The sequence below is a fragment of the Pseudomonas sp. LAM2023 genome (assembly GCF_016620375.1).
GTDB classification, from domain to species: Bacteria; Pseudomonadota; Gammaproteobacteria; order Pseudomonadales; family Pseudomonadaceae; genus Aquipseudomonas; species Aquipseudomonas anuradhapurensis.
On sequence record NZ_JAENHV010000017.1, the window covers coordinates 175705 to 197637 of the forward strand.

At 62.8% G+C, this 21933-nt stretch carries 27 protein-coding genes; 13 read left to right on the forward strand and 14 right to left on the reverse strand.

Annotated features, from left to right (window positions below):
* Window positions 1-294: 294 nt before the first annotated feature.
* Entirely contained in the window at window positions 295-1302 is a 1008-nt protein-coding gene (gene yejK / locus JKP78_RS10755) for a nucleoid-associated protein YejK (protein ID WP_186686196.1), read from the forward strand.
* A 183-nt stretch (window positions 1303-1485) separates the two neighbouring features.
* Here yejK and JKP78_RS10760 read toward each other — a convergent pair whose 3' ends face one another.
* Entirely contained in the window at window positions 1486-1779 is a 294-nt protein-coding gene (locus tag JKP78_RS10760) for a GIY-YIG nuclease family protein (RefSeq protein WP_225931924.1), read from the reverse strand.
* Between the two features lie 151 nt (window positions 1780-1930).
* Between JKP78_RS10760 and JKP78_RS10765 the strand changes: the two genes are divergently transcribed.
* Window positions 1931-2707, forward strand: coding sequence for a hypothetical protein (locus JKP78_RS10765; protein WP_186686198.1), 777 nt, complete (start codon window positions 1931-1933; stop codon window positions 2705-2707).
* On the opposite strand, the gene JKP78_RS10770 is transcribed toward JKP78_RS10765, so the two are convergent.
* From JKP78_RS10770 to JKP78_RS10780, 3 genes are all read right to left on the reverse strand, one after another.
* Window positions 2686-3171, reverse strand: a complete 486-nt coding sequence (locus tag JKP78_RS10770) for a nuclear transport factor 2 family protein (RefSeq protein ID WP_186686199.1) — start codon at window positions 3169-3171, stop codon at window positions 2686-2688. The two genes, JKP78_RS10765 and JKP78_RS10770, sit on opposite strands and share 22 nt — an antisense overlap.
* 98 nt (window positions 3172-3269) lie before the next feature.
* Window positions 3270-4550, reverse strand: coding sequence for a CynX/NimT family MFS transporter (locus tag JKP78_RS10775; RefSeq protein ID WP_186686200.1), 1281 nt, complete (start codon window positions 4548-4550; stop codon window positions 3270-3272).
* A 12-nt stretch (window positions 4551-4562) separates the two neighbouring features.
* Entirely contained in the window at window positions 4563-5213 is a 651-nt protein-coding gene (locus JKP78_RS10780; RefSeq protein WP_170028418.1) for a FadR/GntR family transcriptional regulator, read from the reverse strand.
* A gap of 139 nt (window positions 5214-5352) precedes the next feature.
* On the opposite strand from JKP78_RS10780, the gene JKP78_RS10785 reads away from it, so the two are divergent.
* Complete coding sequence (locus tag JKP78_RS10785; protein WP_186686201.1) at window positions 5353-6549, forward strand: alkaline phosphatase family protein; 1197 nt, start codon at window positions 5353-5355, stop codon at window positions 6547-6549.
* Between the two features lie 49 nt (window positions 6550-6598).
* On the opposite strand, the gene hisC is transcribed toward JKP78_RS10785, so the two are convergent.
* From hisC to JKP78_RS10835, 10 genes are all read right to left on the reverse strand, one after another.
* The gene (gene hisC / locus JKP78_RS10790; RefSeq protein ID WP_186686202.1) at window positions 6599-7648 is read right to left on the reverse strand and encodes a histidinol-phosphate transaminase; all 1050 of its coding nucleotides are present in this window, start codon (window positions 7646-7648) and stop codon (window positions 6599-6601) included.
* Between the two features lie 2 nt (window positions 7649-7650).
* A complete protein-coding gene (gene hisD, locus JKP78_RS10795; protein ID WP_170028415.1) occupies window positions 7651-8976 on the reverse strand; it encodes a histidinol dehydrogenase in 1326 nt (441 codons plus the stop codon).
* 126 nt (window positions 8977-9102) lie between these two features.
* Window positions 9103-9738 (reverse strand): ATP phosphoribosyltransferase, encoded by a 636-nt coding sequence (hisG, locus tag JKP78_RS10800; RefSeq protein WP_051096610.1) that lies wholly within the window; start codon window positions 9736-9738, stop codon window positions 9103-9105.
* A 179-nt stretch (window positions 9739-9917) separates the two neighbouring features.
* Complete coding sequence (gene murA / locus JKP78_RS10805) at window positions 9918-11183, reverse strand: UDP-N-acetylglucosamine 1-carboxyvinyltransferase (protein WP_170028414.1); 1266 nt, start codon at window positions 11181-11183, stop codon at window positions 9918-9920.
* Window positions 11184-11206: 23 nt separating this feature from the next.
* The gene (locus JKP78_RS10810) at window positions 11207-11446 is read right to left on the reverse strand and encodes a BolA family protein (protein ID WP_003255121.1); all 240 of its coding nucleotides are present in this window, start codon (window positions 11444-11446) and stop codon (window positions 11207-11209) included.
* 117 nt (window positions 11447-11563) lie between these two features.
* A complete protein-coding gene (locus JKP78_RS10815) occupies window positions 11564-11866 on the reverse strand; it encodes an STAS domain-containing protein (protein ID WP_186686203.1) in 303 nt (100 codons plus the stop codon).
* Window positions 11863-12510 (reverse strand): MlaC/ttg2D family ABC transporter substrate-binding protein, encoded by a 648-nt coding sequence (locus JKP78_RS10820; RefSeq protein WP_186673347.1) that lies wholly within the window; start codon window positions 12508-12510, stop codon window positions 11863-11865. Before JKP78_RS10820 ends, JKP78_RS10815 begins: the two co-directional genes overlap by 4 nt.
* A 9-nt stretch (window positions 12511-12519) precedes the next feature.
* Entirely contained in the window at window positions 12520-13005 is a 486-nt protein-coding gene (gene mlaD / locus JKP78_RS10825) for an outer membrane lipid asymmetry maintenance protein MlaD (protein ID WP_170028411.1), read from the reverse strand.
* Complete coding sequence (gene mlaE / locus JKP78_RS10830) at window positions 13005-13802, reverse strand: lipid asymmetry maintenance ABC transporter permease subunit MlaE (protein WP_186673349.1); 798 nt, start codon at window positions 13800-13802, stop codon at window positions 13005-13007. Before mlaE ends, mlaD begins: the two co-directional genes overlap by 1 nt.
* Window positions 13802-14611 carry an ATP-binding cassette domain-containing protein gene (locus JKP78_RS10835; protein ID WP_012270662.1) on the reverse strand — a complete coding sequence of 270 codons (810 nt, stop codon included), beginning with the start codon at window positions 14609-14611 and terminating at the stop codon, window positions 13802-13804. The genes mlaE and JKP78_RS10835 overlap by 1 nt, the downstream gene beginning before the upstream one ends.
* A 248-nt stretch (window positions 14612-14859) precedes the next feature.
* Between JKP78_RS10835 and JKP78_RS10840 the strand changes: the two genes are divergently transcribed.
* From JKP78_RS10840 to JKP78_RS10885, 10 genes are all read left to right on the forward strand, one after another.
* On the forward strand, window positions 14860-15834 hold the full coding sequence (locus tag JKP78_RS10840; RefSeq protein WP_170028409.1) for a KpsF/GutQ family sugar-phosphate isomerase: 975 nt from the start codon (window positions 14860-14862) through the stop codon (window positions 15832-15834).
* A 12-nt stretch (window positions 15835-15846) separates the two neighbouring features.
* On the forward strand, window positions 15847-16371 hold the full coding sequence (locus JKP78_RS10845) for a KdsC family phosphatase (protein WP_085623989.1): 525 nt from the start codon (window positions 15847-15849) through the stop codon (window positions 16369-16371).
* 8 nt (window positions 16372-16379) lie between these two features.
* On the forward strand, window positions 16380-16952 hold the full coding sequence (gene lptC / locus JKP78_RS10850; RefSeq protein WP_170028408.1) for an LPS export ABC transporter periplasmic protein LptC: 573 nt from the start codon (window positions 16380-16382) through the stop codon (window positions 16950-16952).
* On the forward strand, window positions 16939-17463 hold the full coding sequence (gene lptA, locus JKP78_RS10855) for a lipopolysaccharide transport periplasmic protein LptA (RefSeq protein ID WP_170028407.1): 525 nt from the start codon (window positions 16939-16941) through the stop codon (window positions 17461-17463). The genes lptC and lptA overlap by 14 nt, the downstream gene beginning before the upstream one ends.
* A complete protein-coding gene (gene lptB / locus JKP78_RS10860; RefSeq protein WP_012270657.1) occupies window positions 17464-18189 on the forward strand; it encodes an LPS export ABC transporter ATP-binding protein in 726 nt (241 codons plus the stop codon).
* 176 nt (window positions 18190-18365) lie between these two features.
* Window positions 18366-19859 (forward strand): RNA polymerase factor sigma-54, encoded by a 1494-nt coding sequence (locus JKP78_RS10865; protein WP_170028406.1) that lies wholly within the window; start codon window positions 18366-18368, stop codon window positions 19857-19859.
* 79 nt (window positions 19860-19938) lie between these two features.
* Window positions 19939-20247, forward strand: coding sequence for a ribosome hibernation-promoting factor, HPF/YfiA family (hpf, locus tag JKP78_RS10870; protein WP_003255135.1), 309 nt, complete (start codon window positions 19939-19941; stop codon window positions 20245-20247).
* A 12-nt stretch (window positions 20248-20259) separates the two neighbouring features.
* Entirely contained in the window at window positions 20260-20724 is a 465-nt protein-coding gene (gene ptsN / locus JKP78_RS10875) for a PTS IIA-like nitrogen regulatory protein PtsN (protein ID WP_170028405.1), read from the forward strand.
* 2 nt (window positions 20725-20726) lie between these two features.
* Window positions 20727-21581: an RNase adapter RapZ gene (gene rapZ / locus JKP78_RS10880; RefSeq protein ID WP_170028404.1), complete on the forward strand. Its 855-nt coding sequence runs from the start codon at window positions 20727-20729 to the stop codon at window positions 21579-21581.
* Window positions 21582-21600: 19 nt separating this feature from the next.
* A complete protein-coding gene (locus JKP78_RS10885; protein ID WP_170028403.1) occupies window positions 21601-21873 on the forward strand; it encodes an HPr family phosphocarrier protein in 273 nt (90 codons plus the stop codon).
* The last annotated feature ends 60 nt before the right edge of the window (window positions 21874-21933 follow it).

Consider the following 21933-nt stretch of genomic DNA (forward strand, 5'->3'; position numbering starts at 1 on the left):
AGGGCCGCGCCAATCGCGTATGTAGATACGCAAATCGGCGTTTGGTTCGACACGCCGGCAGCACGTTGCCAGCAATGCGCCACATGCTGGGCGCAAGACCGCGCAAAGCTACCACAGGAACGGATAAATATCCGCTGCGCACTTCGATTAAATGCAGGTTTTTCGGGGGTTTTAGCCTCGAACGCGCGAATTTGCACAAAAAACGAACAACCGGCATTTCTGCCAACATCCGGCCACTGCATCACCTGGCGTCTGGGGTAAACTTGGCACCTTTTGCAGCCCGCCGAGAATTCCATGCCAATCCGTCATTGCATCGTTCACCTGATCGACAAAAAGCCCGATGGCAGCCCCGCCGTGCTGCATGCCCGCGACTCCGAGCTGGCCGCCTCCGATGCTATCGAAAACCTGCTGGCCGACCTCAATGACAGCTACAACGCCAAGCAAGGCAAGGCCTGGGGTTTCTTTCACGGTGAGTCCGGCGCCTACCCGCTGAGCGGCTGGCTGAAGCAGTACCTGGACCAGGAAAAGGACTTCACCGCCTTCAGCCGCGTGGCCGTGGAACACCTGCAAAAGCTCATGGAAGAGTCCAACCTGTCCACCGGCGGCCACATCCTGTTTGCCCATTACCAGCAAGGCATGACCGAGTACCTGGCGATCGCCCTGCTGCACCATAGCGAAGGCGTGGCGGTGAACGCCGAACTCGATGTGACGCCTTCGCGCCACCTTGACCTCGGGCAGTTGCACCTGGCGGCGCGCATCAACCTGTCGGAATGGAAGAACAACCAGAACTCCAAGCAGTACATCTCGTTCATCAAGGGCAAGAACGGCAAGAAGGTTTCCGACTACTTCCGCGATTTCATCGGCTGCCAGGAAGGTGTCGACGGCCCGGGCGAAACCCGCACCCTGCTCAAGGCCTTCAGTGACTTCGTCGAGAGCGAAGACCTGCCGGAGGAGTCCGCCCGCGAAAAAACCCAGACCCTGGTGGACTATGCCACCACCCAGACCAAGCTGGGCGAGCCGGTGACCCTGGAAGAGCTGTCCAGCCTGATCGACGAGGACCGGCCGAAGGCGTTCTACGACCACATCCGTAACAAGGATTACGGCCTGTCACCGGAAATCCCCGCGGACAAGCGCACCCTCAACCAGTTCCGCCGCTTCACCGGGCGTGCCGAGGGGCTGTCGATCAGCTTCGAAGCGCATCTATTGGGGGACAGGGTGGAATATGACGAAGCGGCCGGGACCTTGATCATCAAGGGGCTGCCGACCACCCTGGTGGACCAGCTGAAGCGGCGCAAGGACTGATGGCCCAAGGGGCTGCTGCGCAGCCCCATCGCGAAGCGACCCTAGGCTCTGTACGAACAGTCTTGAGACGCAGGTCAGGCAAGGCGAAAACAGCCGAGGAAGCGGAGTGTACTGGAGTACATGAGCATTCCGAGGCTGTTTTCAACGCAGCATGAACAAGTATCAAGGCTTTTCGTACAGAGCCTAGGGCGACGAAGCGCTGTCATAGCCGGCCACCAACGCCTCCTTCGCCGACTTGCGCAGGCGCTTCACCAGCCGTTCCTGGCGCAACGCCTCGCCCTTGTCCGGCCATTGCTCCATATACACCAGCGCCTGGGCCGGGCTGGTCTTGAAATAACGTGCGCCCTGCCCTTTCTGGTGGGCCAGGAAGCGCCGCTGCGGATCATCGCTGATGCCGCAATACAACGAACCATTGGCAGCCCGTACCAGGTAGACATACCAGGGTTTCACTGCCTGATCCGGCACTTGTTCACTCACGACGCCTGCTCTTTTCATCACTAGTTTGGTGAGCCCACTCATCGAGGGCTTCATCATGCTTGATTCGCTTCCACACATTGGCTTGGGTGCAGCACTGCTTGTGGCTGCATTCGCCGCACAGGCGTCGACTGGAAAGGAAACCGCCAGACAAATGCAAGACAACTACGACGCCACCCCCGCCCAGTGCGAGGGCAAAGCCGTACCTGCCCACGCCTGCTCGGGTGTGCTGCTTCGCTCGACCAGGCCGTCACCGCATTACCACACCTGGCATCATAGCCAGAACAGCAAGGACAAGGGCGGCGTATCGTTCTCCTACCTGCGCAGCGATATCCCCACCACCCGGCTGGCTGCCGATGGCCGTAGTGGCTTCACCCTGTACCCGATACTGCAACGCCCGCAAGGCTCCCTACGCTACGAGATGCTGTGCGCCTGGCCCACCGACGGCGACACCTGGGAACGCGATAATCGCGGTTGCGGCAATAACCGGCAAACGGCCGAAACCGAGGCAGCCTGCCATGAACAGGAGGTGTTCACTGCCGAGCAATGGATCGCGCGCTTCAGGCAGAGCGGGGATTATAAACGCCAATGCGCCTTCGACATCCGCCGCGCGAGGGTGCCGGAACGGGCCGAGGCCTTCCATCAAAGCCTGCGCGCCAAACAACTGTTCGCCCGCGAGCTGCCATTTCCCTGGAACGAAGTGGTGATTGGCGCCTGGGACGAAGCGAGCGCCAATCGCCTGCCGATCCAGTCGTTTTTCCACATCGAGGGCGAGCATGGTGCCCTGCAGCAGGCTCAGGCCGACCAGCAGGACTGGCACCAGACCTATGGCAGTTTCATTCCGGTGATTCGCATCCGCCTACCGGACAACACCACTGAGCGTGCCATCTTCAGCTACCACGACAGTGATCAGGCCGTGGCGCTGCCCTGAGCATGCTGATACGCCCGCAAGCCCTTGAACGCTTGCTGGCGTACCTTGTTCTGTACGAGCGGCGACCAGCCAAGCAGCAGGCCTGGAGCACCCAGCGCCTGCCGCGCCCAACGCCACAGGTCGAAGGTGTCGTCATGCTGGCAGATCAGCCCATCGCGGATCACGAAACGCGCCTGGATATCGTTGACCACAGTACGGCCAGTCTGGCTGAACAGGTAGGTGGCGACCCAGTGTGCGCCACCGCTGCGCTCATCGGCGCGTACGCCGTCGAACGTCAGGGTGAAATCCTTCGCCCGGGTAGTGAGCATCCGCCACATGTCACCCACGTCCCTGCCACGCAAGGTACCGAATACCGGGTCGCTGAAGACGATATCGTCGCTGTAGCAGGCCACCATGGCCTCGGCGTCAAGGCGCTGGAAGGCCTGGTAGAAGCGGGTGATGAGTTCGCGGTTGGCGTCGCTCATGAGGGCTGGTCCGTCCTGGGGTGGAAAGCTGCACGATAATCTGCCCCACAGGCTTATACCAGTACCCGCGAAGAGGCCGGTACTGGCCAGGTTCCCCTTCAAACCTTCTCGCTGGTCACCTGCACATGCAAAGCTCGCCCAGCCCCCAGCCCGAACACGATGGCGCCAACCCCCAGCACGGCAAAAATCCAGCCTACGGCGGCCCAGCCACCGCTCAGGTCATGCACCAGGCCCACCGCAAACGGCCCCATCGACGCCAAGGTGTAGCCCACGCCCTGGGCCATGCTCGACAGGTTGGCCGCGACATGGGCGTCTTTCGAACGCAGCACGATCAAGGTCAGCGCCAGGGCGAAGGTACCGCCCTGCCCCAGGCCCAGCAGTACCGCCCAGCCCCACAGCCCGCCAAGCGGCGCATACAGGCAACCGAACAAGCCGGCCAGGGTGGTCAGCATGACCAGCACGATCGCCAGCCGCTGGTCCTTGCCGCGCGTGGCCAGCCACGGCGCACTGAGCGAACTGAGCAACTGCACGATCACCGACCCCGACAGCACCAACCCCGCCTCGGTCGGGCTCAGGCCGCGACCAATCAGGATTGACGGCAACCAACCGAACACGATGTAGGCCAGCGACGATTGCAGGCCCATGTACAAGGTCACCTGCCAGGCCAAGGGATCACGCCACAGGCCACGCACGCGATAGGCCACCTTGTGCAAGCCATGCCCCTGGCGGGCTTGGGGCAGCCAGACCAGCATGGCCAGCAGCGCCGGTAGCGCCCAGAAGCCCAGCCCCAGCGCCCAGCTGCCGTCGAAGTGCTGCGCCAGCGGGACGGTGGCCCCCGCTGCCATGGCCGCGCCCAGGCATAGCGCCATGGTGTACACGCCGGTCAGCGTGCCGGCGTGCTGCGGGAAGTCGCGCTTGACGATACCCGGCAACAGCACGCCGATGATGCCGATGCTGGCCCCGGCCACCAGGCTGCCGAGGAACACTCCGATAGCACCGAAGCTACTGCGCACCACGATGCCCAGCGCCAGGCTGGCGAGGATGCCGAGGATCACCCGCTCACTGCCGAAGCGACGCGCCAGCACTGGCGCCAACGGGGCGAACAAACCCAGGCACAACACTGGCAAGGTGGTCAGCAAGCCAGCCAGCGAGGCGTTCAGCCCCAGGCCCGCGGACACCTGGCCAAGCACTGGCGCCATGCTCGACAACGCCGGGCGCAGGTTCAGCGCCACCAGCACCAGGCCGAGCAACAGCAGCCACGGCCGCCGCAGCAGCACAGGCTGCTGCTGGACCTGCTCGTCGTCAGCCTCGGCATCGATCAGCAGCTCATCGAGTTCCCGCTCAGGTGGCGGGGTGTTACGGGTGATGGATTCAGCCATGGCGTTCTCGGGTCAGGATTCGATGAGGGTACGGCTCAGGCGTTTGGCCCGCTCCGCGTCGCGTTGCTCGATGGCCTCGAGAATCTGCCCGTGCAGGTCGAACGTGGCCTGGCAGCGCGGAACGGTGGTCATGTTGTGCTGCAGCGCGGCAGCCACCACCCCGGAAAAGTAGCGGTACAACTCGCTGAGTGCCGGGTTGTGGGCGGCATCGACCAGCCGTTGGTGAAACACCAGGTCGCAGGCCACGTAGGCGGCAACATCGCCATGAAAATGCCCGGCACTGACCGCCAGAGCATCACGCAACGCCTGCAGGTCGGCATCGGTACGCCGCAGCGCGGCCAGGCCGATAGCCTCTGCTTCCAGAATGTGCCGGGTTTCACGGGCATGTTCAGGTGAGCAGCGTGACATCGCCTGCACGGCCTGCAGCGGATCCTGGGCGGTGCGCAGGTAACTGCCATCGCCCTGGCGAATTTCCACCAGGCCGCTGAATGCCAGCACACGCATGGCCTCGCGCACGGTATTACGGCTGATGCCCAGCTCCACGGCCAGCACCGGTTCGGTGGGCAGACGTTGGCCGATTTGCCAGTCGCCCTGGAGGATGCGTTCGCGCATGCGCTCGACGGCAAGTTCGACCAGTGAGCGCCTGGTCAATTCGCTGCTCATTTCACTCAACCAATCATCCGATGAATTCGTGCAGCTTAATGGAAAGCCTTGCGCACGGCAATTCAACTGGCATTTCTACCAGTTGTCAGCGCGTGGGGTTGTTGCAACGCTTGAGCCCGACCTCATCAAGGCATGACTTATGTCGATCATCAGAGCCCTACGCTGGACCGCCCTGCTGCTGGCTGCGCTGCTGGTCAATGGCTGCGACGTCAAACCGCTGCAAACGCAACCGAAGACGCTGATCATCGGCATGGACGGCGTCCAACTTCAGCATTACGAACAGCTGGGCGCCGATACCAACCTGCACAAGCGCCTGTTCTATGGCAAGGCCTATGCCGGCGGCATAACCGGGCGGGCCAGCGAGCAGGCCACGGTCAGCGGCCCGGGGTGGATCACCCTGTTGTCAGGTGTGTGGGCCAACAAGCACAAGGTGGTCTCCAACTCCGAAACCTTGCGCATCGCTCCCGAGTTCCCCAGCCTGTTCAAGCGGCTACGCGATGCACGGCCAAACGCCTACATCGCCAGCATCGTCAACTGGTCGCCGATCAACACTGCCTACCTGCTGGTGGACGCGCAGGGCAATAACCTGCGCGAAAGCGGCCTGAATGATGAGCAGGTCACCGCGCGAACCCTGGAGATACTGGGCAATACCCCGGCCGACTTCACCTTCATTCAGCTCGACGAACCCGACCAGGCCGGCCACGCCAGTGGCTTCGGGCCGGCCTACCAGGCAGCCCTGCGCGAAGCTGACGCGCGCCTGGGGCGCCTGCTGGACAAGGTGGAACAGCGCATGACCCAGTATCCGCAGGAGGATTGGCTGGTGATTGTCTGCACTGACCACGGTCGGGATTACTGGGGCACTGGCCATGGCGGTGTGACCGAGCAGGAGAAGACCGTGTTCATTGCCAGCAACAAGCCGTTGAATGAAGAGCTGAACCAACCCAGCATTCCAGAAGACAACCCGGGGCCCAACAACTTGTATGGCTACGCAGCGCAGACCTCGGTAGCCCCAACCGTGCTCAGGCACATGGGGCTCGACCTGCTGCCGGAATGGCGGCTCGACGGTACGCCGCTGCTGGGCGCTACCGGCGTACGCAAGGCACGGGCCATCGAAGCCGAAGGCAAATTGTTGTGGAACAGCGACTCGCCAGGGACCGTGATCATTCACAAGAATGGCCAGGTCGTCGCCAATGCGCAGGCTTACCTGCAGCAGTGGACCGATCCCGAAGGCATGCGCCAGGCCGACGACTACGTGCTCGAACTTGATGGCACGCCGGTCGCGGTGCGCACCCGGCCAGCCAGCGCGCGATTGAGTATCGAGAAAATCAGGTACTGAGCGGGGCGGCCCTGCAGGAGCGGATGTCCCCACTCCTGCAGACCTCGGCTCAGTTCAAGGCATCGAGCAGCGCCTGGTTCATCTCCGGCGTGCCAATGGTGATACGCAGGAACTGGGCAATGCGCTCCTGCTTGAAGTGACGCACGATCACGCCCTGCTCACGCAGGCGCGCCGACAGCTGTGCGGCATCCTGCTGGGGGTGGCGGGCGAAGATGAAGTTGGCCGCCGATGGCAATACCTCGAAGCCCTTGCCGACCAACTGTTCCACCAATGCTTCACGGCTGTCGATCACCTTGCGGCAGGTTGCCTCGAAGTAGGCCTTGTCCTCGAAGGCAGCCGCAGCGCCCACGATCGCCATGCGGTCAAGCGGGTAGGAGTTGAAGCTGTTCTTGATCCGCTCCAGCGCCTCGATGAGGTCCGGGTGACCGACTGCCAGGCCCACACGCAAACCGGCGAGCGAGCGGGACTTCGACAGGGTCTGGGTCACCAGCAGGTTGTCATAGCGATCCACCAGGCTGATGGCCGTTTCACCGCCGAAGTCGATGTAGGCTTCGTCCACCACCACCACCGAGTCGCGGTTGGCTTGCAGCAACTGCTCGATCGCCTGCAACGGCAGCAGGCAGCCGGTCGGCGCGTTAGGGTTGGGGAAAATGATCCCGGCGTTGGGTTTGTTGTAGTCAGCAATGCGGATCTGGAACTGCTCATCCAGCGCCACCTGCTCGAACGCAATGCCATACAAGCCGCAGTACACCGGGTAGAAGCTGTAGCTGACGTCGGGGAACAGCAACGGGCCGCGAGCGTGCTGGAACAGGCCGTGGAAGATGTGTGCCAGCACCTCGTCGGAGCCGTTGCCGACGAACACTTGCGCCGGGGTGACGCCGTAATACTCGGCCACCGCCTGCTTCAGGCGGTCGCTGTTCGGGTCCGGGTACAGGCGCAGGTTGTCGTTCAGCTCGCCACGCATGGCCTCCAGCGCCTTCGGCGATGGGCCATAGGGGTTCTCGTTGGTGTTCAGCTTGACCAGGCGGGCCAGCTTGGGTTGCTCGCCCGGCACGTAAGGCACCAGGTCCTTGACGAAGGGGCTCCAGAATCGACTCATGCTCAGTTCCCCTTCTGTTGGGTCAGGATACGGTATTCAGCGCTGCGGGCGTGGGCGGTCAGCGACTCGCCACGGGCCAGGACCGAAGCGGTGTGGCCCAGTTCGGACGCGCCCTGTTCGGAGCAGAAGATGATCGACGAACGCTTCTGGAAGTCATACACCCCCAGCGGCGAGGAAAAACGCGCGGTGCCGGAAGTGGGCAGCACGTGATTGGGGCCGGCGCAGTAGTCACCCAGCGCTTCGCTGGTGTGGCGGCCCATGAAGATCGCGCCCGCGTGGCGGATCTGCGGCAGCCAGGCCTGCGGGTCGGCCACTGACAGTTCGAGGTGCTCCGGCGCGATACGGTTGGCCACTTCAATGGCCTGCTGCATGTCACGCACCTGGATCAACGCGCCACGGCCATTGATCGATTTCTCGATGATCGCGGCACGCTCCATGGTCGGCAGCAACTTGTCGATGCTGGCGGCAACGCGGTCAAGGAAAGCGGCGTCCGGGCTGACCAGGATCGCCTGGGCGTCTTCGTCGTGCTCGGCCTGGGAAAACAGGTCCATGGCGATCCAGTCCGGGTCGGTCTGGCCGTCACACACCACGAGGATTTCCGATGGGCCGGCGATCATGTCGATGCCTACCTGGCCGAACACGTGGCGCTTGGCCGTGGCGACGTAGATGTTGCCCGGGCCGACGATCTTGTCTACCTGCGGCACGCTCTCGGTACCGTAGGCCAGCGCCGCAACGGCCTGGGCGCCACCGACGGTGAACACCCGGTCGACCCCGGCGATGCAGGCCGCCGCCAGCACCAGCTCATTGACCTCGCCACGCGGGGTGGGCACCACCATGACCACTTCGGCCACGCCGGCAACCTTGGCCGGGATGGCATTCATCAGCACCGACGACGGGTACGACGCCTTGCCGCCCGGCACGTACAGGCCGGCGCGGTCCAGCGGGGTGACCTTCTGGCCGAGCACGGTGCCGTCGGCTTCGGTGTATTGCCAGGAGTCCTGCTTCTGCCGCTCGTGGTACAGGCGCACACGGTTGGCGGCTTTTTCCAGGGCTTCGCGCTGGGCCGGGGTAATGCGGGTCAGAGCCAGTTCCAGGCGGTCGCGCTTGAGGATCAGGTCGTCGATCGACTTGGCATCAACACCATCGAAACGCTGGGTGAACTCCACCAGCGCCGCATCGCCGCGCTCGCGCACAGCCTTGATGATGTCGAGCACGCGCTGGTTGACCGCGTCATCGGACACACTTTCCCAGCTCAGCAGATGATCCAGATGTCGGGCGAAATCCGGATCAGCAGCGTTGAGACGGGCAATTGCAGTGGACACGGTCATGGCGAGGGCCTCGATTATTGGCGAATGCTCAGGCGCCCTAGGCTACCAGTCGATCCGCGCGGGCACCCAAGAAAAAAGGCTATGACGCGGATAGACGGGCGCGACAGCGAAGGTCGCGCGCAGGAGTCAACCGCGGTGTCGCGACTCGACTGCTTGGCGCAGCGTGTCGATCAGGCTCTGGATACGGGCGTGCTGCATTTTCATGGAGGCCTTGTTGACCACCAGGCGCGAGCTGATCGTGGCGATCAGTTCCTGGGGCTCCAGGCCGTTGGCACGCAGGGTATTGCCGGTGTCGACCACGTCGATGATCTTGTCGGCGAGGTTGATCAGCGGTGCCAGCTCCATCGAGCCGTACAGCTTGATGATGTCGACCTGACGGCCCTGTTCGGCGTAATAGCGTTTGGCTACGTTGACGAACTTGGTCGCCACGCGCAGACGGCCCTTGGGCTCGGCTGCACCGACCACGCCGGCAGTCATCAGCTTGCAACGGGCAATCTGCAGGTCCAGGGGCTCGTACAGGCCCTGGCCGCCATACTCCATCAGCACGTCCTTGCCGGCCACACCCAGGTCGGCGGCACCATGCTCGACATAGGTCGGCACGTCGGTGGCACGCACGATCAGCAGGCGCACGTCGTCCTGCGTGGTGGGGATGATCAGTTTGCGGCTCTTGTCCGGGTTCTCGGTCGGCACGATACCGGCTTCCGCCAGCAGCGGCAGGGTATCGTCGAGAATACGGCCTTTGGAAAGCGCGATGGTCAACATTGGAACGTCGGTCCTCAAGCGGCTACTGCCGGCCGGGCCACGGGCCCGACCGCATTCAATTCATCAGGCCCAGCCTGTGGGAGCGGGCTAGCCCGCGAACACCGGCATAGCCGGTGCCATGCACCGCGGAGGCTTCTTCGCGGGCATGCACGCTCCCACAGGATGTGCCAGGCAGATAACTAGCCCGGTACGCGACGGATTTTCGCGCCCAGCATCTGCAGTTTCTCTTCGATGCACTCGTAACCACGGTCGATGTGGTAGATGCGATCGATCAGGGTATCGCCTTCGGCAACCAGTGCCGACAGCACCAGGCTGGCCGACGCACGCAGGTCGGTGGCCATGACCGGGGCGCCCTTGAGCGTATTCACGCCAGTGACGATTGCGGTGTTGCCTTCGACCTGGATCTGCGCGCCCATGCGGTGCATTTCATAGACGTGCATGAAGCGGTTTTCAAAGATCGTCTCGATCACCGCGCCAGTGCCTTCGGCAATGGCGTTGAGCGAGATGAACTGCGCCTGCATGTCGGTCGGGAACGCCGGGTACGGGGCGGTACGCAGGTTGACGGCTTTCGGCCGCTTGCCATGCATGTCCAGCTCGATCCAGTCTTCGCCGGTGTTGATGTCGGCGCCGGCTTCCTTGAGTTTTTCCAGGACCGCTTCAAGGATGGTCGGGTCGGTGTCCTTGACCTTGACGCGGCCACCGGTCACGGCAGCGGCAACCAGGTAGGTACCGGTCTCGATACGGTCTGGCATCACGCGGTAGTTGGCCGAGGCCAGGCGCTCGACGCCATCGATGACGATGGTGTCGGTACCCGCGCCCTGGATCTTGCCGCCCATGGCGTTGATGAAGTTGGCCAGGTCGACCACTTCCGGCTCGCGCGCAGCGTTCTGCAGCACACTGCGGCCCTTGGCCAGGGCTGCGGCCATCATGATGTTCTCGGTACCGGTCACGCTGACGGTGTCGAAGAAGAAGTGCGCACCGCGCAGGCCACCTTCAGGCGCCTTGGCCTTGATGTAGCCGCCCTCGACTTCGATCTTGGCGCCCATGGCTTCGAGGCCACGGATGTGCAGGTCGACCGGGCGCGAGCCAATGGCGCAACCGCCAGGCAGGGCCACTTCGGCCTCGCCGAAGCGGGCGACCATCGGGCCAAGGACCAGGATCGAGGCGCGCATGGTCTTCACCAGCTCGTACGGCGCGACCAGGGTCTTGATGGTGCGCGGGTCGATCTCCACCGCCAGCTTTTCGTCGATCACAGGCTCGATGCCCATGCGCCCGAACAGCTCGATCATGGTGGTGATGTCGTGCAGGTGCGGCAGGTTGCCTACGGTGACCGGGCCGTCGGCCAACAGGGTCGCCGCCAGGATCGGCAGGGCTGCGTTCTTCGCGCCCGAAATGCGGATCTCGCCATCAAGGCGAGCGCCGCCAGTAATAATCAGTTTGTCCATTGGAATCTCGCCGCCACGTTGGCTCAGGTGCGCTCAGCCCAGGCTGCGCTGCTGAAAAATTTCATGGTTACCGCATGGATGCTGCCATTGGCGATCCACGGATTCAGGTGAGCATAGATCGCCTGCTGGCGTTTGACCGGGCTCAGGCCAGCCAACTCGTCGCTGATCACGTTCAACTGGAAGTTGCAGCCTTCGCCTTCAACTTCGACCCGGGAACCCGGCAATTTCTCTTCAAGGAAGCTTTTAACTTCTACGGCCTGCATGCTCAACCTCAATCGGCGCCCGATGCGCACGGGTCGGCCATCATACAAAAAAGCCCCTCGCCTGCGAAGCCCAACGAGGGCTTCACTGACCGAGGGGCCATCATTCCTGTCACGCCATCAGGTTGCCAGCACTTCGTCGAGGTCATAGACCTCGGCAATTTCGCGCATGTCGTCGGGCATTTTGCGCACCTGACAACCCTTGCCAGCGGCCTGGGCATCACGCATGAAGGCCAGCAGCAGTGACAGGCCGACACTGGTGGAGCGCTGCACCGCCGCGCAATCGAGCACTACCTGCGCCTCGCCGCAGGCGCCGATCAGCGCCTTGCCCTGCTTGCGCAGGAGCGGCCCGCTGCGGTAGTCCAGCACGCCGGCCAGGCGCAGCACGCCCGGCTCGGCCATGCTTACGGCAGCCTCACTCATTTGACGGTCTTCTCCGGGGAGTTGTCGGCAGCCTGCTTGGCCTTGGCCACTTCACCGGCCCAGCCGTCGATGGTCTTGTCCAGGTCGCCACCGTTGCGCTGCATGGCGTCGGCGAACTGGTCGCGGAACAGCTTGCCGATGTTGATGCCGTTGACGATCACGTTACGCACCTTCCACTCGCCGCCGAGGTTTTCCAGGGTGTACTGCACCGGGTACACGGCACCGTTGTTGCCGGTGACCTTCATTCCGACACTGGCGCGCTTGCCGTCATCGGCCTTGGCCGGGTCGACGGTGATGCCCTGATTGTTGTATTCGAGCAGGGCGTTGCCATAGAACTGCATCAGGCTACGCTTGAAGTTTTCCTGGAAGCGCTGCATCTGCTCCGGGGTGGCCTTGCGCGAGTACTTGACGGTCATGATGCTGCGGGAAATACCGTCTGCGTCAACCACCGGGCCGAGAATGCGATTCAGCGCATCGTAGAAGGCGTTGGGGTTGGACTTGTATTGTTCCTTGTTGGCCTTCAGGTCGCCGAGCAGTTCGGTGGTGGTGCCCTGAACCACATCATGGGGTGTCTGTGCGGCCATGGTCAGCAGGGGGAAGGCCGCCAGCAGGACCAGCAGGCCACGTCGCAGGATCGAAATCATGGAAACTCCTTAATTAGCCGGTTGCGCTTCTTTCGGTTCCTTGCCAACGGAGTTGAGCAGGAACTTGCCAATCAGATCTTCCAGCACCAGGGCAGACTGGGTGTCATGGATGGTCGCGCCATCCTTGAGCACCTGCTCTTCACCGCCCACGCTGATGCCGATGTACTTCTCGCCCAGCAACCCAGCGGTCAGGATCGAGGCAGTGGAGTCGACCGGCAGGTTATCCACCGACTTGTCCAGCTGCAGCGTCACCCGACCGGTATAGGAATCACGGTCCAGGTCGATGGCGGTCACCTTGCCGATGGTCACACCGGCCATGGTCACTTTAGCTCTGACCGTCAAACCGGCGATATTGTCGAAGTACGCATAAACTTTATAGGTATCGCTGCTCGGGCTGGCCGACAGGCCGCTGACACGCAGGGCCAGCAGCAGCAGCGCCAGGATCCCGGCCAGGAGGAACAGGCCGACACCGATTTCCAGGGTGCGGTTTTGCATCAGAAATCTCCAAACATCAAGGCGGTCAGAATAAAGTCCAGACCCAGCACTGCCAACGAGGCATAGACCACGGTCTTGGTGGTGGCACGGCTGATCCCTTCTGAGGTGGGCTCACAGTCGTACCCCTGGAATACGGCGATCCAGGTCGTGACGAAGGCGAATACCAGGCTCTTGACCAGCCCGTTGAGCACGTCGTCGGTGAACGAAACACTGTTCTGCATGTTGGCCCAGAACGAGCCCTCGTAGACGCCCAGCCAGTCCACGGCGACCCACGAGCCACCCCAGATGCCCACCACGCTGAAGATCAGCGCCAGCAACGGCAGCGAGATGAAACCGGCCCACAGGCGCGGTGCGACGATGTACTTGAGCGGGTCGACGCCGATCATTTCCAGGCTCGACAGCTGCTCGGTGGACTTCATGTTGCCGATTTCAGCGGTCAGCGCGGAGCCGGCGCGGCCGGCGAACAGCAAGGCGGTCACCACCGGGCCCAGTTCACGCAGCAAGGTCAGGGCCACCATCTGCCCCACGGCCTGCTCCGAGCCGTACTTGGTCAGGATGCTGTAGCCCTGCAGCGCCAGCACCATGCCGATGAACACCCCGGACACGACGATGATCGCCAGCGACAGCACACCCACCGAGTACAGCTGCTTGGTCAGCAGCTGGAATCCGCCACCGATACCGCCACGGCCGACCAGGGCATGGAACAGGAACAGGCAGGAACGCCCCAGCACCGCCAGCACGTCGATTGCCGAACGCCCGAGCAGGCGCACACGTTCGAGTAAGGATTTTCTGCGCATCAACGCGCCCCCAGCAGGTCGGCGCGGTAGTCAGGCGCGGGAAAATGGAAAGGTACCGGACCGTCCGGGTCGCCTTTCATGAACTGGCGAATGCGCGGGTTGTCCGACCCCATCAGCTCGTCAGGGGTCCCCTGGCCAAGTACCTGGCCGTCACCCACCACATAGATGTAGTCGGCGATGCTGGCGGTTTCCGCCAGGTCATGGGAGACCACGATGCTGGTGATACCCAGCGCATCGTTGAGCAGGCGGATCAGGCGCACCAGCACCCCCATGGCGATCGGGTCCTGGCCGACGAACGGTTCGTCGTACATGAGGATCTGCGGGTCCAGGGCAATCGCCCGGGCCAGCGCCACGCGGCGCTTCATGCCGCCGGACAGTTCGTCCGGCATCAGGTCGATGGCGCCACGCAGGCCCACGGCCTGCAGTTTCATCAGCACGATGTCACGGATCATTTCGTCCGACAGCTGGGTGTGCACGCGCAGCGGGAACGCGACGTTCTCGAACACATCGAGGTCGGTGAACAGCGCGCCGCTCTGGAACAGCACCCCCATTTGCTTGCGGGCGTCGAACAGGTCGCTGCGCGACAGCGTCGGCAGGTTCTGCCCGGCAACCCAGACCTCACCGCTGGAAGGGCGCAACTGCGCGCCCATCAGACGGAGCAACGTGGTCTTGCCGCACCCCGATGGCCCCATGATACCGGTGACCTTGCCGCGCGGGATGCGAATGTCGACGTTGCTGAAAATGCTGCGCGAACCGCGTTTGAAGGTAACCCCCTTCAACTCGACCGCGTAGGCGCTATCCACACTCATCTAGACTCCTTGCTGATGCAGCCTCGTCCTAATGGACGCCGGCCTCGATCTGGAAGGCACACGCGCCCCTGGCAGGCCGAATAGCGGCGAACTATAGCACCGCTGACCCCGCCGCCCCAAGGTCGGCTAACGAGTCGTTCAGCCCGGTGACAGGCTGGCGCGAGATTCGCCAGGGCAATCGAAAGCGTGAGGGTTTCTTTCATTGCAGCTATAATCGCCGCCTTTTCATCAGGCATTGCTTTTTCGACATGAGCCAATCCAGCGAGCTGATCCAATCCGCCCAACGCACCCTGCGCCTGGAAGTCGAGGCCGTAGAGGCCCTGCTGGCGCGCATCGACGACAATTTCGTCAAGGCCTGCGAACTGATCCTGGCCAGCAAGGGCCGGGTCGTCGTGGTCGGCATGGGCAAGTCCGGGCACATCGGCAACAAGATCGCCGCCACCCTCGCCAGCACCGGTACGCCGGCGTTTTTCGTGCACCCCGCCGAAGCCAGCCATGGCGACATGGGCATGATTACCCGCGATGATGTCATCCTGGCCCTGTCGAATTCCGGCAGCACCGCCGAAATCGTCACCCTGCTGCCGCTGATCAAGCGCCTGGGCATCAAGCTGATCAGCCTGACCGGCAATCCGGATTCGCCCCTGGCCCAGGCTGCCGAGGTCAACCTCGACGCGCGCGTCGAGCAAGAGGCCTGCCCGCTCAACCTGGCCCCCACCTCTTCCACCACCGCTTCGCTGGTACTTGGCGACGCCCTGGCCATCGCCCTGCTCGAGGCCCGTGGCTTCACCGCCGAGGACTTTGCCTTCTCGCACCCGGGTGGGGCACTGGGCCGCCGCCTGCTGCTGAAGGTCGAGAACGTGATGCACGCCGGTGACGACCTGCCCCAGGTGCCGCGCGGCACCCTGCTCAAGGACGCCCTGCTGGAAATGTCCCGCAAGGGCCTGGGCATGACCGTGATCGTCGAAGCCGACGGCAAGCTGGCCGGGATCTTCACCGACGGCGACCTGCGCCGCAGCCTGGACCGCAACATCGACGTCCACACCACCCTGATCGACCAGGTCATGACCGTGCACGGCAAGACGGCCCGCGCCGACATGCTCGCGGCCGAGGCGCTGAAAATCATGGAAGACCACAAGATCGGCGCCCTGGTGGTGGTAGACCGCGAGGACCGCCCGACCGGCGCCCTGAACATGCACGACCTGCTGCGCGCCGGCGTAATGTAAAGGAACGATGGAATGAACCAGGACCTCATGCAACGCGGCAAGCACATCAAGCTGGCAGTGTTCGACGTGGACGGCGTGCTCACCGACGGGCGCCTGTACTTCCTCGAGGACGGCAGCGAATTCAAGACCTTCAATACCCTCGACGGCCAGGGCATCAAGATGCTCATGGCCTCGGGCGTGACCACCGCGATCATCAGCGGGCGCAAGACCCCGGTGGTCGAGCGCCGGGCGAAGAACCTCGGCATCCCGCACCTCTATCAAGGCCGCGAGGACAAGCTGGTGGTGCTTGACGGCCTGCTCGCCGAACTGGGCCTGAGCTATGCTCAAGTGGCCTACCTCGGCGACGACCTGCCGGACCTGCCGGTGATTCGCCGGGTCGCCCTGGGCATGGCGGTGGCCAACGCCGCCCCATTCGTTCGCCAGCACGCTCATGGCGTGACCCAGGCACGTGGCGGCGAAGGCGCGGCCCGTGAATTCTGCGAACTGATCATGCAGGCCCAGGGCACCCTGGACGCTGCCAACGCCAACTACCTGTAAGGCTGCCCATGTTCAGCAAGAAAGCCCGCAACATTGCGCTGCTCGCGGTGATCGCCGCCCTGCTGGTGGCGATCGGCTACTGGAATGTCAGCCCGGAAAGCTTCCTCGACAAACCGGTAGCGCAGGTCGACAAGAGCGCCATCGACTACTACGCAGTCAACGCCCACAGCGTGCAGTTCCTGCCCGACGGCAAGCTGCAGTACGAAATGACCGCCGACAAGGTCGAGCACCTCAAGGCCAGCGAAATCACCCTGCTGACCACGCCGGACCTGCACCTGTACCGCGGCACCGCGTTCCCCTGGCACGTGCAGAGCACCCGCGCCGAGGTCAACCCGGACGGCAGCGAAGTTGAACTGATCGACAACGTGCGGGTTGCCCGCACCGACGAAAAACAGCGCGAAACCATCATTACCAGCTCACGCATGACCGTGTTCCCGCAGAAGCAATATGCGCAGACCGAGCAAGCCGTTAGAATCGACGGCGCCGGTGGCACGACTACGGGTAAAGGAATGAAAGCGTATTTGAAAGAAGGCAAGATGGACTTGCTCTCTAACGTAAGAGGACAGTATGAGGCTCGTTAAAACCCTCCCCCTTTTGCTCAGCCTGAGCGCAGCACTGGGAAGCGCGAGCGCCCTCGCCCTGCCGAATGACCGTGACCAGCCTATCCGCATCCAGGCCGACAACGCCCACCTGGACGACAAGCAGGGCGTGGCCACCTACACCGGCGACGTGATCATCACCCAGGGTTCGATGATGATCAAAGGCAACACCGTGACCATCACCCGTTCCGCCTCTGGCGACATCGACGTGGTGACCTCGGTGGGCAACCTGGCCTACTTCGAGCAGCAGCAGAGCGCAGCCAAGCCGGACAAGATGAAAGGCTGGGCAGTTACCATCCAGTACCAGGCGCAGAAGGACATGGTGGTCCTCACCGATCGCGCCAAGGTCGAGAACGAAGGCAACACCACCGAAGGCGAGAAGATCGTCTACAACACCAAGACCCAGGTGGCGACCGCCGGTCGTGGTGGCAACGTGACTTCGCCGCGTCAGCGTATCGACATGGTGATCCAGCCCAAGAAGAAGGCCGAGTAAATGGCAACCCTCAAAGCCCAGCACCTGGCCAAGAGCTACAAGGGGCGGCAAGTCGTACGTGACGTCAGCCTGTCGATCGACAGCGGCCAGATCGTCGGCCTGCTCGGCCCCAACGGCGCCGGCAAGACCACCTGCTTCTACATGATTGTCGGCCTGGTCCAGGCTGAGCAGGGCCGCGTGCTGATCGACAACCTCGATGTCAGCCACCAGCCCATGCACGGTCGCGCCCGCGCCGGTATCGGCTACCTGCCGCAGGAAGCCTCGATCTTCCGCAAACTGTCGGTGGCCGACAACATCATGGCCATTCTCGAGACCCGCAAGGACCTCGACCGCGAAGGCCGCCGCAAGGAACTGGAAAGCCTGCTGCAGGAGTTCCACATCAGCCACATTCGCGACAACCTCGGCATGAGCCTGTCCGGTGGCGAGCGCCGTCGCGTCGAGATCGCCCGTGCGCTGGCGACCGCCCCCAAGTTCATCCTGCTGGACGAACCGTTTGCCGGTGTCGACCCGATTTCCGTCGGCGACATCAAGCAGATCATCCACCACCTCAAGGCCAAGGGCATCGGTGTGCTGATCACCGACCACAACGTCCGCGAAACCCTGGATATCTGCGAAACCGCCTATATCGTCAATGATGGTCGGCTCATCGCCGAAGGCGATGCCGAGACCATCCTGGCCAACGACCTGGTCAAAGAGGTTTACCTGGGCCACGAGTTCCGGCTCTGAACCCAGTGCGCGCCTGGAGTGCCGGCAATTCACCCTGCAATCGCGGGTAAAGTTGTTACGGTACTCTAGGCAAACGCTACAATTTAAGGCATAAAACTTGCTTGATCTGGCGCCCTGGCGCCCTCGTGTAGTGGATGGCGCATGCGCGCCGGCGAACAAGGTATTAAGCCCCAGCCATGAAACCATCGCTCGTCCTAAAAATGGGCCAGCAACTGACGATGACGCCGCAGTTGCAACAGGCCATCCGCCTGCTCCAGCTCTCCACCCTGGACCTCCAACAGGAAATCCAGGAAGCGCTGGAGTCGAACCCGATGCTCGAACGTCAGGAAGACGGCGACGACTTCGACAACAGCGACCCGATGGCGGACAACGCCGAGAACAAACCGGCCGCCGAAGTCCAGGACAACAGCTTCCAGGAAAGCACCACCAGTGCCGACAACCTTGAAGACGGTGAGTGGAGCGAGCGCATTCCCAACGAGCTGCCAGTGGACACCGCCTGGGAAGACATCTACCAGACCAGCGCCAGCAGCCTACCCAGCAACGACGATGACGAATGGGACTTCACCACGCGGACATCGGCCGGCGAAAGCCTGCAAAGCCACCTGCTGTGGCAGTTGAACCTGGCACCGATGTCAGATACCGACCGGCTGATTGCGGTCACCTTGATCGACAGCATCAACGGCCAGGGTTACCTGGAAGACACCCTCGAGGAGATCTGTGCCGGTTTCGACCCCGAGCTGGATATCGAGCTGGACGAGGTCGAAGCGGTGCTGCACCGCATCCAGCAGTTCGAACCGGCCGGCGTCGGTGCCCGCAACCTGGGCGAATGCCTGCTGCTGCAACTGCGCCAACTGCCAGCCAATACCCCGTGGATGACCGAAGCCAAGCGCCTGGTCACCGATTTCATCGACCTGCTCGGCAGCCGCGACTACAGCCAGCTGATGCGGCGCATGAAAATCAAGGAAGACGAGCTGCGCCAGGTCATCGAGCTGGTGCAGAGCCTGAACCCGCGCCCCGGTTCGCAGATCGAGTCCAGCGAACCTGAATACGTGGTGCCCGACGTCATCGTGCGCAAGGACAATGACCGCTGGCTGGTGGAGCTGAACCAGGAAGCCATCCCGCGCCTGCGCGTCAACCCGCAGTACGCCGGCTTCGTGCGCCGGGCCGATACCAGTGCCGACAACACCTTCATGCGCAACCAGCTGCAGGAAGCGCGCTGGTTCATCAAGAGCCTGCAAAGCCGCAACGAGACGCTGATGAAGGTGGCCACGCAGATCGTCGAGCATCAGCGCGGCTTCCTCGACCACGGCGACGAAGCGATGAAACCCCTGGTGCTGCATGACATCGCCGAGGCGGTCGGCATGCACGAATCGACCATTTCGCGGGTTACCACGCAGAAATACATGCACACGCCACGTGGCATCTACGAACTGAAATACTTTTTCTCCAGCCACGTCAGCACCTCCGAAGGCGGAGAATGCTCGTCCACGGCGATCCGCGCGATCATCAAGAAACTGGTTGCGGCGGAAAATCAGAAAAAGCCATTGAGTGACAGCAAGATCGCTGGTTTACTGGAGGCACAAGGCATCCAGGTAGCCCGTCGCACCGTCGCCAAGTACCGCGAGTCTCTCGGCATCGCACCGTCGAGCGAACGCAAGCGACTGATGTAGCCCCTGAGATGCGCCACAGCGTTTGTGGGGCAGGTGCAAGACCTGCCTCTTTATGCACGGGCAACAAAGGAGAAGCTGTATGCAAGTCAATATCAGTGGACAGCATGTAGAAGTCACCCAGCCACTGCGCGATTACGTGCTTGAAAAACTCGCTCGGGTGGAAAGTCACTTCGACAAGATCACCAACGTGCAGGTCATCATGAAGGTCGAGAAGCTGCAACAGAAGGTCGAGGCGACCCTGCAGATTCCCGGCGGCGAAGTGGTTGCCAACGCCGAACACGAAGACATGTATGCAGCGATCGATGCCTTGGCCGACAAGCTCGACCGCCAACTGAAAAAACACAAGGAAAAACAGCAAAGCCTGCTGCAAGGTGCAGCTGCCCGCTGATCCCCCTCATCCATGATCCGACTTGAAACCATCCTGACCCCCGGCCGTTCCCTGGTGAACGTGCCGGGCGGCAGCAAGAAGCGCGCCCTTGAAAAGGTCGCCACCGTCATCGCCGACCAAGTACCAGAACTGGAGATGCAGGACGTCTTCGAAAAACTGGTCGCCCGGGAGAAACTCGGCTCGACCGGTTTCGGTAATGGCATTGCCATCCCGCACTGCCGGCTCCCAGGATGCTCCGCTCCGGTCAGCGCCCTGCTGCACCTGGAAGCCCCCATCGACTATGACGCGATCGATGGCGCTCCGGTGGACCTGCTGTTCGTCCTGCTGGTACCGGAAGCCGCGACCGATGCTCACCTGGAATTACTGCGGCAGATTGCCAGCATGCTTGATCGCAAGGAAGTGCGTGACCGCCTGCGTGCGGCCACCAGCAGCGAGGCCCTGTTCCAGGTTGTCCTGGACGTACAGAACGAGCACTGAACATGCGCCTGATCATCGTCAGCGGCCGGTCCGGCTCCGGCAAGAGCACCGCCCTCGATGTCCTGGAAGACAACGGTTTCTACTGCATTGACAACCTGCCCGCCGGGCTGCTGCCGCAACTGGCGGAAAACGCGCTGATCAACACCGAGCTGCTGCAACCCAAGGTTGCCGTGTCGATCGACGCACGCAACCTGCCCAGCCACCTGAGCCGTTTCCCTCAATTGCTCGAAGAAGCCCGTGCCCGGCATATCCAGTGCGACGTACTGTTCCTGGATGCCGACGAAGACACGCTGCTCAAGCGCTTTTCGGAAACCCGCCGGCGCCACCCGCTGACCAATGCCGACCGTTCGCTGGCCGAGGCAATCCGCGTTGAGAGCGAGCTGCTGGGGCCGATTTCCGACTTGGCCGACCTGAAGATCGACACCACTAGCCTGAACCTGTACCAGCTGCGCGACTCCATCAAGCTGCGCCTGCTCAACCAGCCCGAGCCTGGTACTGCGTTCCTGGTCGAGTCGTTCGGTTTCAAGCGCGGCATGCCGGTCGATGCCGACCTGGTGTTCGACGTACGCTGCCTGCCCAACCCCTACTGGAAGCCCGAGTTGCGTGAACACTCCGGCCTCGAGCAACCGGTGATCGACTACCTGGCCGCACAGCCGGACGTCGAAGAAATGTTCAACGACATCTCCAGCTACCTGCTGAAGTGGCTGCCCCGCTTCGCCGCCAGCAACCGTGCCTACGTCACCATCGCCATCGGCTGCACCGGTGGTCATCACCGTTCGGTATACATCACCGAGCGCCTCGGCCAGTTGCTGCAGCAATCCCTGAAAAACGTCCAGGTCCGTCACCGCGACCTCTAGCCCAAGGATCCGCCCCACGATGCCCGCCCGTGAAATCACCATCATCAACAAGCTGGGGCTGCACGCCCGGGCGGCAGCCAAGTTCGTTGGCGTGGCCGGCCGCTTCCCCTGCCAGGTCAGGGTGGGCCGCGCGCCAGACAAGCTGGTGGATGGCAAAAGCATCATGGCGGTGATGATGCTGGCGGCTGGCAAAGGCACCCAGGTGCACCTGCATACCGAAGGGGACCAGGACAACGAAGCCATGGAGGCGCTGGTCGAACTGATCAACAACTATTTCGACGAAGGCGAATAAGCCCACGTCGGATAACCTCGAAGTACGGTATACCCGCCCAGGGAGCCGCTCGACGCCGGC

What these genes read in the sequence shown, in the direction of transcription:
- JKP78_RS10840 (WP_170028409.1), top strand. Translation starts at nt 14,860, where the DNA reads ATGAGCCAATCCAGCGAGCTGATCCAATCCGCCCAACGCACCCTGCGC.
- JKP78_RS10845 (WP_085623989.1), top strand. Translation starts at nt 15,847, where the DNA reads ATGAACCAGGACCTCATGCAACGCGGCAAGCACATCAAGCTGGCAGTG.
- hisG (WP_051096610.1), bottom strand. Translation starts at nt 9,738, where the DNA reads ATGTTGACCATCGCGCTTTCCAAAGGCCGTATTCTCGACGATACCCTG.
- JKP78_RS10785 (WP_186686201.1), top strand. Translation starts at nt 5,353, where the DNA reads ATGTCGATCATCAGAGCCCTACGCTGGACCGCCCTGCTGCTGGCTGCG.
- hisD (WP_170028415.1), bottom strand. Translation starts at nt 8,976, where the DNA reads ATGACCGTGTCCACTGCAATTGCCCGTCTCAACGCTGCTGATCCGGAT.
- JKP78_RS10865 (WP_170028406.1), top strand. Translation starts at nt 18,366, where the DNA reads ATGAAACCATCGCTCGTCCTAAAAATGGGCCAGCAACTGACGATGACG.
- lptC (WP_170028408.1), top strand. Translation starts at nt 16,380, where the DNA reads ATGTTCAGCAAGAAAGCCCGCAACATTGCGCTGCTCGCGGTGATCGCC.
- JKP78_RS10885 (WP_170028403.1), top strand. Translation starts at nt 21,601, where the DNA reads ATGCCCGCCCGTGAAATCACCATCATCAACAAGCTGGGGCTGCACGCC.
- mlaE (WP_186673349.1), bottom strand. Translation starts at nt 13,802, where the DNA reads ATGCGCAGAAAATCCTTACTCGAACGTGTGCGCCTGCTCGGGCGTTCG.
- hisC (WP_186686202.1), bottom strand. Translation starts at nt 7,648, where the DNA reads ATGAGTCGATTCTGGAGCCCCTTCGTCAAGGACCTGGTGCCTTACGTG.
- mlaD (WP_170028411.1), bottom strand. Translation starts at nt 13,005, where the DNA reads ATGCAAAACCGCACCCTGGAAATCGGTGTCGGCCTGTTCCTCCTGGCC.
- JKP78_RS10765 (WP_186686198.1), top strand. Translation starts at nt 1,931, where the DNA reads ATGCAAGACAACTACGACGCCACCCCCGCCCAGTGCGAGGGCAAAGCC.
- JKP78_RS10820 (WP_186673347.1), bottom strand. Translation starts at nt 12,510, where the DNA reads ATGATTTCGATCCTGCGACGTGGCCTGCTGGTCCTGCTGGCGGCCTTC.
- rapZ (WP_170028404.1), top strand. Translation starts at nt 20,727, where the DNA reads ATGCGCCTGATCATCGTCAGCGGCCGGTCCGGCTCCGGCAAGAGCACC.
- JKP78_RS10835 (WP_012270662.1), bottom strand. Translation starts at nt 14,611, where the DNA reads ATGAGTGTGGATAGCGCCTACGCGGTCGAGTTGAAGGGGGTTACCTTC.
- murA (WP_170028414.1), bottom strand. Translation starts at nt 11,183, where the DNA reads ATGGACAAACTGATTATTACTGGCGGCGCTCGCCTTGATGGCGAGATC.
- JKP78_RS10770 (WP_186686199.1), bottom strand. Translation starts at nt 3,171, where the DNA reads ATGAGCGACGCCAACCGCGAACTCATCACCCGCTTCTACCAGGCCTTC.
- ptsN (WP_170028405.1), top strand. Translation starts at nt 20,260, where the DNA reads ATGATCCGACTTGAAACCATCCTGACCCCCGGCCGTTCCCTGGTGAAC.
- yejK (WP_186686196.1), top strand. Translation starts at nt 295, where the DNA reads ATGCCAATCCGTCATTGCATCGTTCACCTGATCGACAAAAAGCCCGAT.
- JKP78_RS10780 (WP_170028418.1), bottom strand. Translation starts at nt 5,213, where the DNA reads ATGAGCAGCGAATTGACCAGGCGCTCACTGGTCGAACTTGCCGTCGAG.
- JKP78_RS10775 (WP_186686200.1), bottom strand. Translation starts at nt 4,550, where the DNA reads ATGGCTGAATCCATCACCCGTAACACCCCGCCACCTGAGCGGGAACTC.
- JKP78_RS10810 (WP_003255121.1), bottom strand. Translation starts at nt 11,446, where the DNA reads ATGCAGGCCGTAGAAGTTAAAAGCTTCCTTGAAGAGAAATTGCCGGGT.
- JKP78_RS10815 (WP_186686203.1), bottom strand. Translation starts at nt 11,866, where the DNA reads ATGAGTGAGGCTGCCGTAAGCATGGCCGAGCCGGGCGTGCTGCGCCTG.
- lptA (WP_170028407.1), top strand. Translation starts at nt 16,939, where the DNA reads ATGAGGCTCGTTAAAACCCTCCCCCTTTTGCTCAGCCTGAGCGCAGCA.
- lptB (WP_012270657.1), top strand. Translation starts at nt 17,464, where the DNA reads ATGGCAACCCTCAAAGCCCAGCACCTGGCCAAGAGCTACAAGGGGCGG.
- hpf (WP_003255135.1), top strand. Translation starts at nt 19,939, where the DNA reads ATGCAAGTCAATATCAGTGGACAGCATGTAGAAGTCACCCAGCCACTG.